Genomic DNA, 15160 nt, shown 5'->3' on the forward strand with positions numbered 1-15160 from the left:
GCCGCACGCGAGGCTCTCCACACGGCCCTCATGCCGACACCTCCAGCGTGCGCTCGCGGGCGACCCGGCCGTCGGCGACTTCGATCAGCCGGCTGGCGCAGCGGGTGGCGAGCCGCGGGTCGTGGGTGACGATCAGCAGGGTCTGGCCGATCTGGTTGAGGTCGATCAGCAGGTCCATCACCTGCTCGCCCGACCGGCTGTCGAGAGCGCCGGTCGGTTCGTCGGCGAGGAGGAGGGCGGGTCGGTTCATCAACGCCCGCGCGACAGCGACGCGTTGGCGTTCACCACCGCTGAGTGTCGCCGGGTAGTTGTTGCGGCGCTCGGCGACACCGAGTTCGTCCAGCAGCTCCAGGGCTCGGCGGCGCGCCTGCTTGGCCGAGGTGCCGGTCAGCTGCGCGGCCAGTGCCACGTTGTCCAGGACGGGCAGGTCCTCGATGAGGTTGAAGAACTGGAAGATCATGCCGACGTGTCGGCGCCGGAACAGGGCAAGGCCCGTCTCGTTCAGCTTGCCCAGGTCGTGGCCCTGCACCTCGACTGTGCCCGAGGTCGGCCGGTCCAGGCCGGCCACCATGTTGAGCAGCGTGGACTTGCCGCAGCCGGAAGGCCCCATCACCGCGACCGCGTCGCCCGCCTTGATCTCCAGCGACAGCCCGTCCAGGGCCTTCGCGTCGCCGTACTCCTTGTGTACGCCGTCCAGCCGTACCACTGTCTGCCGGACACCCTCGTGATCGTTTGTCATGCCCCGAAACTTAGGCCCGACGGGATCATGGTGCGTCGCCCCCCGGATGTATCCGAATGCGCAGGTCATCCTGTGGATGTACGCGGGGGTGCAAGAAGGCGCGTCCAGAAGGCCGGGCGCACTGCACCACCGCGCCCCTGGGAAGATGACCGCATGGGGGAATCATGGACGAGGTTGCTGCTCATCGCGCTGACTGTGGCAATGGGCGCCGCCGGATGGCTGGCGGTGGCAGCGGCGCGGGCCCGGCGTCGCCACCGCAAGGCCATCGAGGAGCGTGGCTGGCTGCTGGAACGTGAGCGAGAGAGCGCGACACGGGCTGCGGTCGATGCCGAGCGGGCAAGAATCGCCTCGGAGTTGCACGACATCGTCAGCCACAATGTCAGCGTCATGGTGGTACAGGCCGGTGCTGCCCGCGAAGTACTGACCACTCTGCCCGAAGAAGCCGCGGCTGCGATGAGCGCCGTGGAAGCCGCAGGCCGGAACACGATGACCGAGCTGCGGCACCTGCTCGGCCTGCTCGCCCCCGCGCAGAACGGTGAGGACGAACCCTACGCCGTGGATCTGTCGCCGCAACCGAGCCTGAGCCGGCTGAGCCCGCTCATCGACAAGATCGCCTTCGCCGGTCTGCCCGTCGAGATGCGGGTCTCGGGTGAACCTCGCCCACTGCCGACCGGAATCGACGTCACCGCCTACCGGATCATCCAGGAGGGTCTGACCAATGCGCTCAAACACGGAGACGGGGCGAAAGCCGAGGTGACGGTGCGGTACGCGGACAACCACCTGCGCGTCGAAGTACTCAACAGCGGGCCGAGCGTCCTGTCGGGCGGCACGCCCGCTCCGACGGAGCCGGGCCGGGAAAAGGCGGACGGCGCCGGACGCGGGCTGCTGGGCCTGCGCGAGCGGGTCTCCGTCTACGGCGGCGACCTCGACGCACGCCGTCGTCTCGGCGGCGGCTACCGCGTCCGCGCCCGCATCCCCCTGGACCGCCCGTGACCGCCCCCGACGCGTCCGCACCGCGTTTGGTGATCGCCGACGACCAGGAGCTGCTGCGCACCGGCTTCCGTATGATCCTGACCGCCCGCGGCGTCGACGTGGTGGGCGAAGCCTCCGACGGCGTCGAGGCCGTCACCGTGGTGCGGGAACTGCGGCCCGACGTCGTGCTGATGGACATCCGCATGCCCAACATGGACGGCCTGGAGGCCACGCGCCGCATCCTCGCCCAGGCCCCGGACTGCCGGGTGATCATGCTGACCACCTTCGATCTCGACAAGTACGTGTATGCCGCCCTTGCCGCCGGAGCGAGCGGGTTCCTCCTCAAGGACGTCACCCCCGCGCACCTGGCCGCCGCCGTACGCCTCGTCGACACCGGCGACGCCCTCCTCGCCCCCGCGATCACCCGCCGCCTCGTGGAACGCTTCGCGGCGGCCGACCCGACGCCGGGTACGGGCCAGGGCCCCCGCCGCGCCGTCCCGGCGGTCCACCGAGACCTGGCGGCGCTGACACCACGCGAGCGGGAGGTGCTGACGTGGATGGGCCGGGGCCTGTCCAACGCCGAACTCGCCGCTCGACTGACGCTCAGCGAGGCGACGGTGAAGACCCACGTCGCCCGGATCTTCTCCAAGCTGGCCCTGCGCGACCGCGCCCAGGCCGTCGTCCTCGCCTACGAGACGGGGCTCGTCTCACCGGGTGACGCCGAGGACATCGTCAGCCCCGCGTGACGTGCTCAGCTCGACGGAGCCACGAGTCCCCACTCGTACGCCGTGATCACGAGCTGGACCCGGTCCCGGGCGCCGAGCTTGGTGAACAGCCGCGACACGTGGGACTTGGCGGTGGCCACCGTGATGAACAGGTCCTCCGCGATCTCGGTGTTCGACCGGCCCTGCCCGATCAGAGTGAGTACCTCCTGCTCGCGTTCGGTGATGCCCTGGACCGGCCTCGGGGGGCGCCGCGGCATGCCTTCGCGGTGTTCGACGAAGTCCGCGATCAGACGCCGTGTCACCCCCGGCGCGAGCAGCGAGTCCCCCGCCGCGACCACCCGGATCGCCGCGACGATGTCGTCCAGGGCCATGTCCTTGACCACGAAGCCGCTGGCACCTGCGCGCAGCGCGGCGTAGACGTGGTCGTCCTCGTCGAAGGTGGTCAGGACCAGGACTCGGGTCCCGGTCGTGCCGGCGGTGATCAGGCGGGTCGCCTCGATGCCGTCCATGCCGGGCATGCGGATGTCCATCACCACGACGTCCGGCCCGAGTTCCGCGACGCGTTGCACCGCTTCGGCACCTGTCGCGGCCTCGCCGACGACCCCCAGTTCCGGGTACTCGCTCATGATCATGCGCAGGCCGGACCGCACCAGCGGCTGATCGTCGGCGAGCACTACGCGTATGGTCATCGGCTCTCCAGCACGACTGAGGTGGTTTCCGGCAGTGGCAGTCGGGCCGCGACCCGGAAGCCGCCGTTGTGGCCGGGGCCGGCACTGAAGCGGCCGTTGAGCAGGGTGACCCTCTCCCGCATGCCCACGAGGCCGAATCCGTGGCCGGGGTGCGGGCCCGGGCCGCCGGGACGGGAGCCTGGTTCGTCCCCCGGGCCGAGTCCGTCATCGACGACTTCGACGGACAGCTCGCCGTGCTCGTACCCGATGGTCACTTGGCAGTGCCCGGTGCCGGCGTGCCGGACCACATTGGTGAGAGCCTGTCTTTGAACCCCCGTCGTTCGCGCAGAGCGCGGGCGCAGCGGCGTCCGGTGCGTGCGATCGGTGTGCGGCGTTCCAGGTCATGTGGCGGAGCCACCTGTCCTGGGGCGCCGTGCACCATGGGGGTTCCCCCTGCTCGAGCGCAGCCGAGAGCTTGGGGGAGTGCGTGCCGGGCGTCGGGGCGCAGGCGGGGGTTCGAAGACAGGCTCTGAGTGCCTCCTGCACGATGCGGTAGGCGGACAGGTCGATGTCGGGCGGTAGCGGGCGCGCGTCACCGGTGCGGCGTACGTCGACGCGGACCCCGGCGGCGGCGGTGCTCGCCGCCAGCCGCTCCACGTCGGCGAGGCCCGGTACGGGTGGGAGCGGTGACGTCCGTGCGGGCCCCGCGGCCGGGTCCGCACGGCGAAGTGAGACCAGAGTGCGCCGGAGACCGGAGAGCGCGTCCCTGCTGGTGTCCTCGATGGCCCGCAGCGCTTCCTGTGCTTTCGCGGGCTGGGTACGGATCACCCTGCTGCCCGCGCCTGCCTGGATGGCGATGATGCCGATGCTGTGCGCGACCATGTCGTGCAACTCCCGGGCTATGCGCAGCCGTTCCGCTGTGACGGCCTCGGTCACCTCCCGCGCCCGCAGGGCCACCGCATGCTCACGCCGCTCGCGGACCAGCAGACCGGTCGCACACGAGGCGGCCAGTGCCAGCAGCGTGATCAGCACGTTGACGATCATGCTGTTGCCGCGGGAGAAGACACCGGACATCAGCAAGGGCACGGCGCCGGTGACGGTCGCGGCGGCGATCGCGGTCCGCCGCGGGCGGGTGGCCACGATGCGAGCGAGGACGAAGGCGCCCGACAGATAGGCGAGGAACTGTCCCTGGTAGGCGACCGACGACCGCGCCGCGGCGGCACTCGGGTCACCCGCGATCATGAAGGTGACCCCCAAAAGCACCAGCGCCAGTGCTGCCACGGGCGCGCGTCGCACCACTTCGGCGAGCAGGCTCAGGGCCAGCAGGGAGCCCACCGCCCGCACCGTGCCGGACGTCTGCGTGGCGGCCCCCACCAACAACCCGTGCACCAGGACGTGCAGGAAGCCACCGATCCACACTGCGGCTCTCGTTCTCATCGTGTGTGCGCCTGCTCCGACGTGCGGTGACGGTCCGATCCGCAGGGGCGCGAGGAGGCGTTCGATCTGGTGTTCACCCGGAGAGATTAGCCATCCCAGGACGGACGGTCGCCATCCCCCGGGCTTACACCCGGGGGATGCACTGGGCAACCGCACTGCCATCCCCGGTCCGATGCCCGGACGCAGCCCTTGCCGGAGTGTTGTCCTCGTGATCGAAGTCAACGAACTCACCAAGCGCTACGGCAGCAAGACAGCCGTCGACCAGCTGGCCTTCACCGTGCGGCCGGGCCGGGTCACCGGATTCCTCGGCCCCAACGGAGCGGGCAAGACCACCACCCTGCGCATGATCCTCGGCCTGGACGCACCCACCAGCGGCACGGCCACCGTCAGCGGCGTCCCCTTCCGCAGCCATGCACGCGGACTGCATCACGTGGGCGCCCTCCTGGATGCCCATCAGGTGCACGGCGGACGCAGCGCCAGGTCCCACCTCTGCGCCCTCGCCGCCGGCAACGGAATCCCGCCGCGCCGGGCGGACGAGGTACTGGAGGAGGTGGGGCTCGCCGACGCCGCCGGCCGCCGGGTCGGCGGGTTCTCCCTGGGTATGAAGCAACGTCTCGGCGTGGCCACCGCCCTGCTGGGCGACCCGCCGGTGCTCATGTTCGACGAGCCCGTCAACGGCATGGACCCGGAGGGCGTGCTGTGGATGCGCCGCCTCTTTCGCCGCCTGGCCGCCGAGGGCCGCACCGTCTTCCTCTCCAGCCACCTGATGTCGGAGATGGAGAACACCGCCGACGACCTGGTCGTCATCGGCCGGGGCAGGCTCATCGCCGCCGAACCGGTGCGGGACTTCGCGGCCCGTGGCACCGGGGGCACGGTGGTGGTGGGCACGCCACAGGCCGCTGAGCTGACCGGACTCCTGACCGCCGCGGGCGCGGCAGTCGCGCCGGTGGGCTCCGCGGGTGCCGAGAAGCTCACGGTGACCGGGCTGTCCGCGGACCGCGTCGGCGCGATCGCCCGCGACCAGGGGATCCTGCTGACCGAACTGGCCACCCGTACGGCCTCGTTGGAGGCCACTTTCATGGAACTCACCGCCGACAGCGTCGAATACACGGCAGGAATGACCTCATGACCGTCCTCAGCCACCGCACGGTGACCTCTTCGTCCGCCCGCTCCGGGCGCCCGCCCCGCTTCGCCGATCTGATCCACTCCGAGTGGATCAAAATGCGGTCACTGCGTTCCACCTGGTGGACCATCGCGCTGATCAGTCTGTTCGTCATCGGCTCCGCCGCCGTGGCGGCGATCGCGAACAACAACTTCGCCACCCCCGGCCGGAGCGGCCAGGAGCCCCCTGCCTTCCAGCCCTTCACCGCCTTCCCCCAGGCCGGCTACATGACGCTCATGCTCGTCGCCGGCGCGATCGGCGCCCTGGGCGCGGTGAGCGAGTACGGCAACGGCATGATCCGCACCACCACGGTCGCCGTCCCCGCGCGCGGCACCGTCGTACTGGCCAAGGCAGTGACCACCGCCGGGCTGTGGGCCGCCGTGGGAACGGTCATCTCCCTCGGCTCCTTCCTGACCGCCCAGGCCATCCTCGACGCGGAACACGCCGCGGTTCCGCTCACCCACCCCGGAGTGCTGCGGGCACTGACGGCCTCCGCCCTCCTGGCCCCCCTCTGCGCGCTCGTCGGTCTCGGCCTCGGCTTCCTGCTCCGCCACGGCGCCGCCACCATGATCGCCAGCACCTTCGTCCTGCTGATCCTGCCCACGCTCTTCTCGACGAGCACCCGATGGTCCGCCACCGTCAACCACAGCACACTGATGGCCGCCTGGAAGCGGCTGGTGCAGAACTGGGGGCCCACACCGGACACCCTGGCCTTCATGCCCACCGTGTCCGGCTCCTGGCTCGTGTACGTCCTCTGGCCGCTGCTCACGCTGACACTGGCCGTGGCGCTCGTGCGGCGCCGCGACGTCTGAGCGGGCCGGCCTCTGAGCGGGAGGACCTCCGAGGGGGCGGACCTCTGAGGGGGGCGGACCGGGGCAGCGGAACGGGACGCTTCCCTCCCCCGCTCTTCGAGAACTCGTTTCGGTGACGGGCCGTCATGTGGAGTGGCCCGTGGTGTGCCGCAGAACATCGGGCGGCCCGCCTTCCGAGCTCCGGGCAGGAGGTGCCACCCGAACGGCGACGTTCTGGGCGGCCCGGTTGAAGGCGTGGATCTCAGGTGCGGTGTTGGTGACGAGCCAGGTGGGTGCCCATTCCAGGGGCGCTGCATCGCTCAGCGGCAGATAGGTCACGCCGGGGCGCGCGTAGAACCGTGACACCTGGGCGCCCATGACGAAGGCGCCTTCGTCGGCGTCGATCAGCGCCAACGCCTCCTGGAGCGTGTCGAACTGGGGGCCCGGTTCGATGGGGCGGCCCGCCGGCGTCAGGCGGGGTGTGCGGTCCGCGCGCCAGTAGTCGGGAAACGCTCCCGCCACCTGCAGCATCTTGACCGCGGACAGGTCTTCCAGCGAAACGCTGTCACGGCGGGCGAGCGGGTGGCCGGACGACACCCCCAGCACCCGGGGTTCGGAGAACAGGACCGGCCCGGTGACCATGTCGGGTTCATGGTGCGGCAGGCTCACGACCAGAAGGTCGACGTCGCCTGCCCGCAACCGCTGGAGGCCGTCGACGATCTGCATTTCCCTGAGCCGGGCCCTCCAGCCGGGGTGGCCTTGGTCGAAAAGCCGGGCGGCCTGCGCCATGAGCTGTCCGGCGGCCGCGCCGAGGAACCCGACCTGCAGAACTCGGTCGACGCCGCGCGCGGCGTTGATGGCCTTCTCCAGCCCGGCCTCGATCTGGTCGTACGCCGGGCGCACGTCCTCGTGCAGCAGCCGGCCGGCCTCGGTGAGACGGACGCGACGGCTGTTGCGTTCGAACAGCGGCGTCCCGATGTGACGTTCCAGCCTCTTGATGGTCTGGCTGATCCGGGCGGTGCTCACATGCAGGCGTTCGGCCGTGCGGCCGAAGTGCAACTCCTCGGCCAGCGTCAGGAACGCCTCCAGCTCTAGCCGCTCCAGCACTCGGTCCTCCGGACGTTAAATCCACCTTAACGACTGTTGCACTATGCCAGCTTGTTGACGCATCGGACCTGTAAGAGTCTGAACGGGCCGACTTCACCCGGCATTTGTGCCCCCGCCCGAGGCTCCCGCCCCGTCCCTCCGGCCGGGCCCGCCCCTACGGGCGCGAGACCTCTGCTCTTTCCACCCGCACAGCCGGACGACCACGGACGGCGTGCCGGACACAAAAGGAACCTCACTATGCGCGCCATCGGGCAGGACTCCTTCGGCGGACCTGACGTCCTGAAGATCATTGACGTACCGCGCCCGGTGCCCGGCCCCGCCGAAGTGCTCGTCCGGGTACGTGCCGCGGGGGTGAATCCGACCGACTGGTGGCACCGGGCCACCGGAGGGCTGGCGGGCGATGTTCCGATTCGTCTGGGCTGGGACGTGTCCGGTGTGGTCGAAGCCACCGGGCCGGGTGTCACCCTGTTCGAGCCCGGCGACGAGGTGTTCGGCATGCCGCGCCAGCCGGCTCCTGCCGGTACCTACGCCGAGTACGTGGTCTCTCCCGCCCGGCACCTGGCTCCCAAGCCGCCGGGGCTCTCCCACGTGGAGGCCGCCGCCCTCCCCCTCGCCGCGCTCACCGCATGGCAGGCCCTGGTCGACACGGCCGGCCTCCGCCCCGGGCAACGTGTGCTGATCCATGCCGCGGCCGGTGGCGTCGGACACCTCGCCGTCCAGATCGCCAAGGAGCGTGGCGCCCACGTCATCGGCACCGCTCGTACCGCCAACCACGACTTCGTACGAGGACTGGGCGCCGACGAGGTCATCGACTACACCCACACCGACTTCACCACCGCAGCCCGGGACGTCGACGTCGTGATCGACACCATCGGTGGCGACTACGGGCCTCGCTCCCTCCAGACCTTGCGCCCGGGCGGCATCGTCGTTTCGCTCGCCTCCCCCGCCGAGGCGCAGCTGGCGGACCGGGCCCGAGCGCTCGGACTCCGCTCCGCCTTCATGATCACCGAAGCCGACAGGGCGGGATTGAAGGAGATCGCCTCCCTCGCCGCCTCCCGCCGGCTGCGGGTGCGCATCGACACGGTCCTGCCGCTCGACCAGGCGGCCAAGGCCCATGAGATCGGCGAGATGGGCCGTACCGCCGGAAAGATCGTGCTCACCGTCCCCGAATGATGCTCCGCTTGCCACGACGGAGCACATCGTCCCGAATCCCGTTGCCCCTGACCCCTCGTCACGAGAGCAGGACCATGCGTTTGTTTCTTTCCTCCTGGAAACTGGGAGACTCCCCCGAACTGCTGGACGACCTCGCCGAAGGTGCCAGAACCGCAGCTGTTGTCGGCAACGCGCTGGACGCCCTCCCTGCCCCGCAGAGGCAGCAGGCCACCGGCCGGGAGATCGCCATGCTGCGCGACCGCGGCTACCAGGTGACCGAGGTGGACCTGCGGGACCACTTCGGTGATGCGGGCACGCTCGCCGAGCGGCTGTCCGGTTTCGGCGTCGTCTGGGTCCACGGCGGCAACCCGTTCGTCCTGCGGCTGGCGATGGCCCTCAGCGGCGCGGACGAGATCCTGACCGACCTGCTGCATCGCGACGCCCTCGTCTACGCCGGCTGGAGTGCCGGCGCCTGCGTCCTGTCGCCCAGCCTGCGCGGCCTCGAGCTCGTGGACGACCCCGCCGATGCCGTCACCGCCTACGACCGGCAGGTGGTCTGGGAGGGGCTCGGTCTCCTGGACTACGCCTTCGTTCCCCACTACCGCTCGCCGATCCCCGAGAGCGAGTCGATCGAGCGCGTCGTGGAGCGCTACGACCGCGAAGGAGTGCTCTACCGCGCTTTCCGCGACGGCGAGGTCACCCTCGTCCCCTGACCCCCGAACCCCGGCCCCCGACCCCTGCAATGCGATCGCCCGTGTGGCGCGAGACGCCTTTCTTCACCGACCGCGAGCGGGCCGCCCTGAAGCCGGCCGAGGCGGCGACCCGTCTCACCGACGACCCCGTGACCGACGAGGTGTACGACGCCCGGAATCGGCTCGGCGTGCCACCGCCCGACCCCAGACCCACCATCCCCTTCGGCGTACTTGAATCGGAGTCCTCCCATGCGCGTCTTCCTCACCGGGGCCACCGGCTACATAGGCGGTTCGGTCGCTGATCTGCTGCTGCGTTCCGGGCACCAGGTCGAAGGGCTCGTCCGCACTCAGGACAAGGCCCGTGAACTGAAGCAGCGAGGCATCGCCCCCGTCCTCGGCACGCTCGACGACGGTGCACTGCTCACCGCGCGAGCCCGTGCGGCCGACGCAGTCGTCAACGCCGCCGACAGCGATCACCGGGGAGCCGTCGAGGCGCTTGTCGAAGGACTGACGGGCACCGGCCGCCCCCTGGTGCACACCAGCGGCTCCAGCATCGTCAGCACCGACTCCCGCGGTGCTGCGACGGACGAGATCTTCACCGAAAAGATGATCGTCGCCCCAGGATCGGGCTGGCGGCCCGTCAAGGAGAAGGCGGCCCGCGTCGCCCTCGACCGCTTCGTCCTGGACGCGGCGGGCAGCGGCGTGCGCTCGGTCGTCCTGTGCAACTCCCTCGTCTACGGACACGGCCGGGGCACGGCCCGCGACAGCGTGCAGATCCCCGTACTCGCCCGGCAGGCCCGCGACAGCGGAGTCGTGCGGTACGTGGAAGAAGGCCGCAACATCTGGTCGACCGTGCACATCGACGACATGGCCGACCTCTACCTCCGCGCCCTCACCGACGCCCCGGCCGGATCCTTCCACTTCGTCGAGAACGGAGAGGTGTCGTTCGCCGACATCTGCGCCTCGCTCGCTTCGGCACTCGGCCTCGGCCCCGCCGAGTCCTGGGACACGGACACCGCGGTCGCCTTCTGGGGGCACGAACTCGCGTTGTACGTACTCGCTTCCAACAGCCGGGTACGAAGCGGAGCGACCCGACTGGGCTGGCGCCCGGCACACTCCTCCGTCCTCGACTGGATCGAGAGGGACTACCCGCACTCCCACTGATCCCTCGCACCCGACGAGCCGCGGCGCGTGCGTTGCCGGTCGGGTACGGCTTCGTCTCCCGTCTCCCGTCTCCACAGGCGACCTGCTGCGCCACGCCCACGAGGGCAGTACGTCCGACGTGCGCGGCGCCCCTCCTCGCGCCGGCCACACCCCGACCCGGACTCCGGCTCCGGCTCCGAAGCAGGTCACGCACCACCCATCGGCCCCGGGGTTCAACCCCAAACTCACTCATGGTCAGGGACACGATGAAGCTACTACCGCCCGCAGGGCCCCCACGCACACTCGCTCTGGCCCAGTTGAGCAATTCCGTCGGCGACGGTGCGTTCTACGTGACCTCCGCGCTCTACTTCACCCAGGTCGTCGGCCTCGCCCCCGCCCGGGTCGGCCTCGGCCTCGCCGTGGCCTGGGCCGTCGGCTCGGTCGTAGGCGTACCGCTCGGGCGCCTCGCGGACCGCAGGGGCCCGCGCGGTACGGCGGCGCTGCTCGCCTTCGCGACCAGTGCGGCCGTCGCCGCGTTCCTCGTCGTACGGGACTTCCTGCCGTTCCTCCTGGCCGCCTGCCTCTACGCCACCGCCCAGTCGGGCCTGTCCGCCGCCCGGCAGGCACTCCTCGCCGGTCTGATCGCGAGGGAGGAACGCACCGGCACGCTTGCCCACCTCCAGTCCACCCTCAACGCGGGCCTTGCCATCGGCGCGGCCCTCGGCGGTCTCGCACTCTCCGCCGGTACCCGCAGCGCCTACCTGGCCGTCTTCGCACTCGACGCGGTGAGTTTCCTGCTCTGCGCCCTCGTCCTGCTGCGCCTGCCGGCAGTGGCACCACTCCCCGCGCCCAGAGGTGTCAAGCTCGCGGTGCTGCGTGATCGCCCGTACACGCTCCTCACCCTCCTCAACACCGTGCTGCTGCTCCGGATGCCGCTGCTCAGCCTCGGCCTCCCACTGTGGATCACCGAACGCACCACCGCCCCCGCATGGCTGGTCTCCTCGCTCTTCGTCCTCAACACCGTCTCGGTCATGCTCTTCCAGGTCCGCACCGCTCGCTCCGTCACCAGCACACCCACAGCGGTCAAGGCCCTCCGCCGCTCCGGCTGTCTCATGCTCCTCACCTGCGCGGTCTTCGCCCTCTCCGCGGGAACGCCGACCTGGGCGGCCGTCACCGCCCTGCTCGCGGGCTCGGTTCTGCTGGTCGCCGGGGAAATGCTCCAGTCCGCAGGCTCCTGGCACCTCAGCTTCGATCTGGCCCCGGCCGACCGGATCGGCGAGTACCAGGGCTTTTTCGGCACCGGCGTCACCGTCGCCCGTACCCTCGGCCCACTGGTGCTCACCACCCTGCTGATAGGTGTGGGAACCATGGGCTGGTTCCTGCTCGGCGCTCTCTTCCTGACCGCTTCCTGCGCCATGGGCCCGACGGCCCGCCGGGCGACCGCAACCCGCCGTCTCACGGCGCCCGCAGTGATCGAGGCGGCCTGAACCATCAAGGCGCGGCCCACCTTCGCGGACGCCCGCCCCCAGCACCTCGCCGAGGCCGCCGCAGGAGAAACGACATATTCAGACCATCAAGCGACAACTGGTTGCCGGGAGCGGATGATTGCCGCCCGATGTGGACAAGGCGGCGGGTCGGCGGATCTTACGGTTCCGGAGTAAATGGGTGCTCTGGAGGCGTACATGGACAGCAGCCGCAGTGAGCGGACGGCCCTGATCGTGGGCGCGGGGGTGGCCGGTCTGACGGCGGCCACCGCCCTCGCACGCGCGGGATGGCGGGTCGAGGTCGTCGAGATCAGCGCGTCGGGAGCGACGTCCGGCTGGGGGCTCTGCCTGACCGGGCCCTCGCTGCGCGCGCTGGCCGAGTTGGGACTCGCGGACGCGTGCCTGGCGGCGGGGTACGGCATGGGCGCGATCACGCATGTGGATGTGCACGGCGAGCCCGCCGACCAGGTTCAGTTGCCGCGTCTGATCGGGGCGCATCGGCCGGCGATGGTCGGCATCGCACGCCCCGTACTGCACCGTGTTCTGCTCACAGAGGCCGAGCGGCGCGGTGTGGTGGTCCGCCACGAACTGACCGTGACGGTGCTGGACCAGGAAGCGGAACTGGTCCGTGTGCGGCTGTCGGACGGGACGGAGCGACGGGCCGCGCTCGTCGTCGGGGCGGACGGGATCCGTTCCGCGACGCGGGGCTTGCTGGGACTCCGTACCTCACTCGACCGTCACGGGCAGATGGTGTGGCGGGCGCGGGTGCGCCGGCCTTCGTGGGCCACCGGCATCCATCAGTTCGCCGGTAAAGCCCATGCGGCCGGGCTCATACCCCTCTCGGAGAGCCAGGCGTACATCTTCCTGACGGAGAACGGAGTGGAGCGGGGTGCCCTTCCCGCATCCGAACTCGTCCCGCGCCTCCAGCAGTTGCTTGCGCCCTTCGCCGGACACTGGGGCGTAGAGCTCGCCGCGCTGGTGTCCGAATCCGCACCTGCGTCCGCATCCGCATCAACCGAACCGTCTGAAACCTCTGAACGGTCCGCATCAGTGGTCCGCCGTCCGGTGCAGACCACGTTCCTCCGGGGCGCCTGGAGCCGCGGCAGCGCCCTGGTCATCGGCGACGCCGCCCACGCGCCCGCACCGCAGATGGCCAGTGGAGCGGCACTGGCCATCGAGGACGGCCTCGTACTGGCGCAGGAGTTGGGACGGCACGAGACAGTCAATGCGGCGCTCGAGGCGTTCGTGAACCGACGTGCCGAGCGGTGCCGAACGCTGGTGGAGACCTCCGTGGCCATCGTCGGCCTGGAACAGGCTCAGCGCCACGACAAGATGTATCCGCTGGTCGACATCTGCCACCGCCGCATGGCGGAGCCCGCGTAGCCGCCGCGACACGAGCTCCGGCCGCAGTGGCACACTGGCACACCCGACCGAGGGAACTCCGGTGCCCGCACCGTGCCGCCGCCGCCCGAGACGGCGTCTCGACAGAGGGCATGAGAGGTGTACGCGTTGCCGACCCCACTGCGCAACTTCCCCCTCACCCATCCCCAGAACCGGAACCCCGTCGACTTCCTGAACGCCGCCACCCGTCTGTTCGGTGGCTCCATCGCCGCGTCGCCGCTGGGCGACCTGTCCCTCGGGGAGCACGAACTGCGCGGGGTGGCCGCACCTGACTTCGCCGTCGGCTACTTCTCCTCACCCCTCGGCGTACGCGTCACCTCGACGGCAGAACCCGGCTCCTACTTCGTCAACATGGGCGTGTCCGGGGTGCTCGCCGCATCCCGTGGCGACCTGGACGCCACCCTCGACACCGCCACGGCCGGGGTCATCAACCCCGGCGACACCCAGGAACTACTCCCCGCCGTGCACCCAACCCCCACACGCTTCCTGGGACTTCGCATCGACGCGGCCCTGGTCAACCAGCAGTACACGGCACTGGCCGGAGCCCCACCGAGCGGCATCGTCCGCTTCGCCTTCGCCCTGGACCTGACCAGGCCCGAAGGGCGCGCCGTACATCTCCTCGTCCGCTCCCTCTTAGAGCTACTGGACTCGGGAGACCCCTACTTCCGGCACGCGGAACTCCAACGCAGCCAATTACGGTGCATCATCACCGCGCTGCTCCTGGCCCAACCCCATTCGCACACCGACGCGTTACGTGACGGCCCTCCTCCCGGCCACCCACGCTCCCTGCGCGCGGCCCTGGCGTTCGTAGAAGCCCATCTCGCCGAGCGCATCACCCCCGGTGACATCGCGAAAGCCGCCGACTGCGCCCCGCGGACCCTGAGTTCCGTGTTCCGCGACCGGCTCGGCGTCTCCCCCATGACGTACGTACGCAATCTGCGCCTGGACCGGATCCGTCAGGACATCCTCGCTACGACGGACAACGTCGGCACCATCGCGTACCGGTGGGGCATCACCCACCTGGGCCGCTTCGCCGACGACTACCGCGCCCGCTTCAACGAACTCCCCTCCGCCACCGCCTCCCGCCGCTGATACACGCACAACACCGGGCCCTGTTTCTCGTTGCGCTCTTCGGGTGATCACGCCCGGCAGGGCATGCCGGACCCGCCGTGCGGGCGTTGGGCCGATCCATCCCCCACGCCTTGGCGTGCATGCATTCCGTGCTCGACAGCGGCGAGCTCAACACCGACCTGTCCGGACTCACCTGCAAGGCCCGCGGCGGCTTCACCCTCCAGCGCAACGGCAAGCGCGCCGAGTTCAAGGACATGGCGCTGGTATGAAGCTCGACCGCACCGCGGTCATCACCACCGAACACCTCGGCAAGCGCATCGAAACCCTCACCACCGGAGCCGAGTGAGTCAAGATCGCCCCCACCACTCGCCACCAGACAGCAGCTGTTCTCCGCCACCTTCAGCTTCGACGTCCTCCAAGGACTCACCGGCACCAAACTCGGCGTGTAGCACGAGCACGACCAGACCTGCCGGTTCCGAAGGTGAGGGGAGAGGAGGTCAACGACTCCCCCTGCATGAGAGGTCGGGTCGCCCGGGGGAATCTCACCCCCGGGCTCCCACAGAACCGTGCGTAACAATCTCTCGTTACACGGCTCTTGCCATCCTGATCACCAAAA

General features: G+C 70.2%; 16 protein-coding genes and 1 pseudogene. 12 read left to right on the forward strand and 5 right to left on the reverse strand.

Annotation, left to right across the window (positions count from 1 at the left end; genetic code table 11):
* Window positions 1–28: 28 nt before the first annotated feature.
* Window positions 29–739, reverse strand: a complete 711-nt coding sequence (locus AC07DO_RS35625; RefSeq protein ID WP_479065886.1) for an ABC transporter ATP-binding protein — start codon at window positions 737–739, stop codon at window positions 29–31.
* A 174-nt stretch (window positions 740–913) separates the two neighbouring features.
* On the opposite strand from AC07DO_RS35625, the gene AC07DO_RS35630 reads away from it, so the two are divergent.
* Complete coding sequence (locus AC07DO_RS35630; protein WP_479065887.1) at window positions 914–1732, forward strand: sensor histidine kinase; 819 nt, start codon at window positions 914–916, stop codon at window positions 1730–1732.
* A complete protein-coding gene (locus AC07DO_RS35635) occupies window positions 1729–2457 on the forward strand; it encodes a response regulator (protein ID WP_479065889.1) in 729 nt (242 codons plus the stop codon). The genes AC07DO_RS35630 and AC07DO_RS35635 overlap by 4 nt, the downstream gene beginning before the upstream one ends.
* A 5-nt stretch (window positions 2458–2462) precedes the next feature.
* On the opposite strand, the gene AC07DO_RS35640 is transcribed toward AC07DO_RS35635, so the two are convergent.
* Genes AC07DO_RS35640 through AC07DO_RS35650 form a run of 3 tightly spaced genes read right to left on the reverse strand, consistent with a single transcriptional unit; the run spans window position 2463 to window position 4541 of the window.
* A complete protein-coding gene (locus AC07DO_RS35640; protein WP_479065890.1) occupies window positions 2463–3125 on the reverse strand; it encodes a response regulator in 663 nt (220 codons plus the stop codon).
* Entirely contained in the window at window positions 3122–3379 is a 258-nt protein-coding gene (locus tag AC07DO_RS35645) for an ATP-binding protein (protein ID WP_479065892.1), read from the reverse strand. Before AC07DO_RS35645 ends, AC07DO_RS35640 begins: the two co-directional genes overlap by 4 nt.
* Window positions 3330–4541, reverse strand: a complete 1212-nt coding sequence (locus AC07DO_RS35650) for a sensor histidine kinase (RefSeq protein WP_479065894.1) — start codon at window positions 4539–4541, stop codon at window positions 3330–3332. Before AC07DO_RS35650 ends, AC07DO_RS35645 begins: the two co-directional genes overlap by 50 nt.
* A gap of 208 nt (window positions 4542–4749) precedes the next feature.
* Between AC07DO_RS35650 and AC07DO_RS35655 the strand changes: the two genes are divergently transcribed.
* Complete coding sequence (locus AC07DO_RS35655; RefSeq protein ID WP_479065896.1) at window positions 4750–5670, forward strand: ABC transporter ATP-binding protein; 921 nt, start codon at window positions 4750–4752, stop codon at window positions 5668–5670.
* A complete protein-coding gene (locus tag AC07DO_RS35660; protein ID WP_479065898.1) occupies window positions 5667–6515 on the forward strand; it encodes an ABC transporter permease in 849 nt (282 codons plus the stop codon). The genes AC07DO_RS35655 and AC07DO_RS35660 overlap by 4 nt, the downstream gene beginning before the upstream one ends.
* A 123-nt stretch (window positions 6516–6638) precedes the next feature.
* On the opposite strand, the gene AC07DO_RS35665 is transcribed toward AC07DO_RS35660, so the two are convergent.
* A complete protein-coding gene (locus tag AC07DO_RS35665; protein ID WP_479065900.1) occupies window positions 6639–7601 on the reverse strand; it encodes a LysR family transcriptional regulator in 963 nt (320 codons plus the stop codon).
* A gap of 237 nt (window positions 7602–7838) precedes the next feature.
* On the opposite strand from AC07DO_RS35665, the gene AC07DO_RS35670 reads away from it, so the two are divergent.
* The 8 genes and pseudogenes from AC07DO_RS35670 to AC07DO_RS35705 all read left to right on the forward strand — a co-directional run bounded on the left by AC07DO_RS35670 (window position 7839) and on the right by AC07DO_RS35705 (window position 14813).
* Window positions 7839–8774 (forward strand): NADP-dependent oxidoreductase, encoded by a 936-nt coding sequence (locus AC07DO_RS35670; protein WP_479065902.1) that lies wholly within the window; start codon window positions 7839–7841, stop codon window positions 8772–8774.
* Between the two features lie 74 nt (window positions 8775–8848).
* Complete coding sequence (locus tag AC07DO_RS35675; RefSeq protein ID WP_479065904.1) at window positions 8849–9466, forward strand: Type 1 glutamine amidotransferase-like domain-containing protein; 618 nt, start codon at window positions 8849–8851, stop codon at window positions 9464–9466.
* A 44-nt stretch (window positions 9467–9510) separates the two neighbouring features.
* Window positions 9511–9618: pseudogene (locus tag AC07DO_RS35680) on the forward strand (carboxymuconolactone decarboxylase family protein); the annotation flags it as partial.
* Between the two features lie 76 nt (window positions 9619–9694).
* Window positions 9695–10609: an NAD-dependent epimerase/dehydratase family protein gene (locus AC07DO_RS35685; RefSeq protein WP_479065906.1), complete on the forward strand. Its 915-nt coding sequence runs from the start codon at window positions 9695–9697 to the stop codon at window positions 10607–10609.
* A 245-nt stretch (window positions 10610–10854) separates the two neighbouring features.
* Window positions 10855–12075 (forward strand): MFS transporter, encoded by a 1221-nt coding sequence (locus AC07DO_RS35690; RefSeq protein WP_479065908.1) that lies wholly within the window; start codon window positions 10855–10857, stop codon window positions 12073–12075.
* 174 nt (window positions 12076–12249) lie between these two features.
* Window positions 12250–13455 carry an FAD-dependent monooxygenase gene (locus AC07DO_RS35695; protein WP_479065909.1) on the forward strand — a complete coding sequence of 402 codons (1206 nt, stop codon included), beginning with the start codon at window positions 12250–12252 and terminating at the stop codon, window positions 13453–13455.
* A gap of 117 nt (window positions 13456–13572) precedes the next feature.
* Window positions 13573–14565, forward strand: a complete 993-nt coding sequence (locus tag AC07DO_RS35700) for a helix-turn-helix transcriptional regulator (RefSeq protein ID WP_479065911.1) — start codon at window positions 13573–13575, stop codon at window positions 14563–14565.
* A 119-nt stretch (window positions 14566–14684) separates the two neighbouring features.
* Window positions 14685–14813 carry a hypothetical protein gene (locus AC07DO_RS35705; protein ID WP_479065913.1) on the forward strand — a complete coding sequence of 43 codons (129 nt, stop codon included), beginning with the start codon at window positions 14685–14687 and terminating at the stop codon, window positions 14811–14813.
* Window positions 14814–15160 lie beyond the last annotated feature (347 nt).

This window comes from Streptomyces sp. NPDC045678 (genome assembly GCF_056432085.1).

Coding starts and splice junctions, on each gene's coding strand:
- AC07DO_RS35625 (WP_479065886.1), bottom strand. CDS start 739: ATGACAAACGATCACGAGGGTGTCCGGCAGACAGTGGTACGGCTGGAC.
- AC07DO_RS35640 (WP_479065890.1), bottom strand. CDS start 3,125: ATGACCATACGCGTAGTGCTCGCCGACGATCAGCCGCTGGTGCGGTCC.
- AC07DO_RS35650 (WP_479065894.1), bottom strand. CDS start 4,541: ATGAGAACGAGAGCCGCAGTGTGGATCGGTGGCTTCCTGCACGTCCTG.
- AC07DO_RS35660 (WP_479065898.1), top strand. CDS start 5,667: ATGACCGTCCTCAGCCACCGCACGGTGACCTCTTCGTCCGCCCGCTCC.
- AC07DO_RS35670 (WP_479065902.1), top strand. CDS start 7,839: ATGCGCGCCATCGGGCAGGACTCCTTCGGCGGACCTGACGTCCTGAAG.
- AC07DO_RS35675 (WP_479065904.1), top strand. CDS start 8,849: ATGCGTTTGTTTCTTTCCTCCTGGAAACTGGGAGACTCCCCCGAACTG.
- AC07DO_RS35685 (WP_479065906.1), top strand. CDS start 9,695: ATGCGCGTCTTCCTCACCGGGGCCACCGGCTACATAGGCGGTTCGGTC.
- AC07DO_RS35690 (WP_479065908.1), top strand. CDS start 10,855: ATGAAGCTACTACCGCCCGCAGGGCCCCCACGCACACTCGCTCTGGCC.
- AC07DO_RS35695 (WP_479065909.1), top strand. CDS start 12,250: ATGGGTGCTCTGGAGGCGTACATGGACAGCAGCCGCAGTGAGCGGACG.
- AC07DO_RS35705 (WP_479065913.1), top strand. CDS start 14,685: ATGCATTCCGTGCTCGACAGCGGCGAGCTCAACACCGACCTGTCCGGA.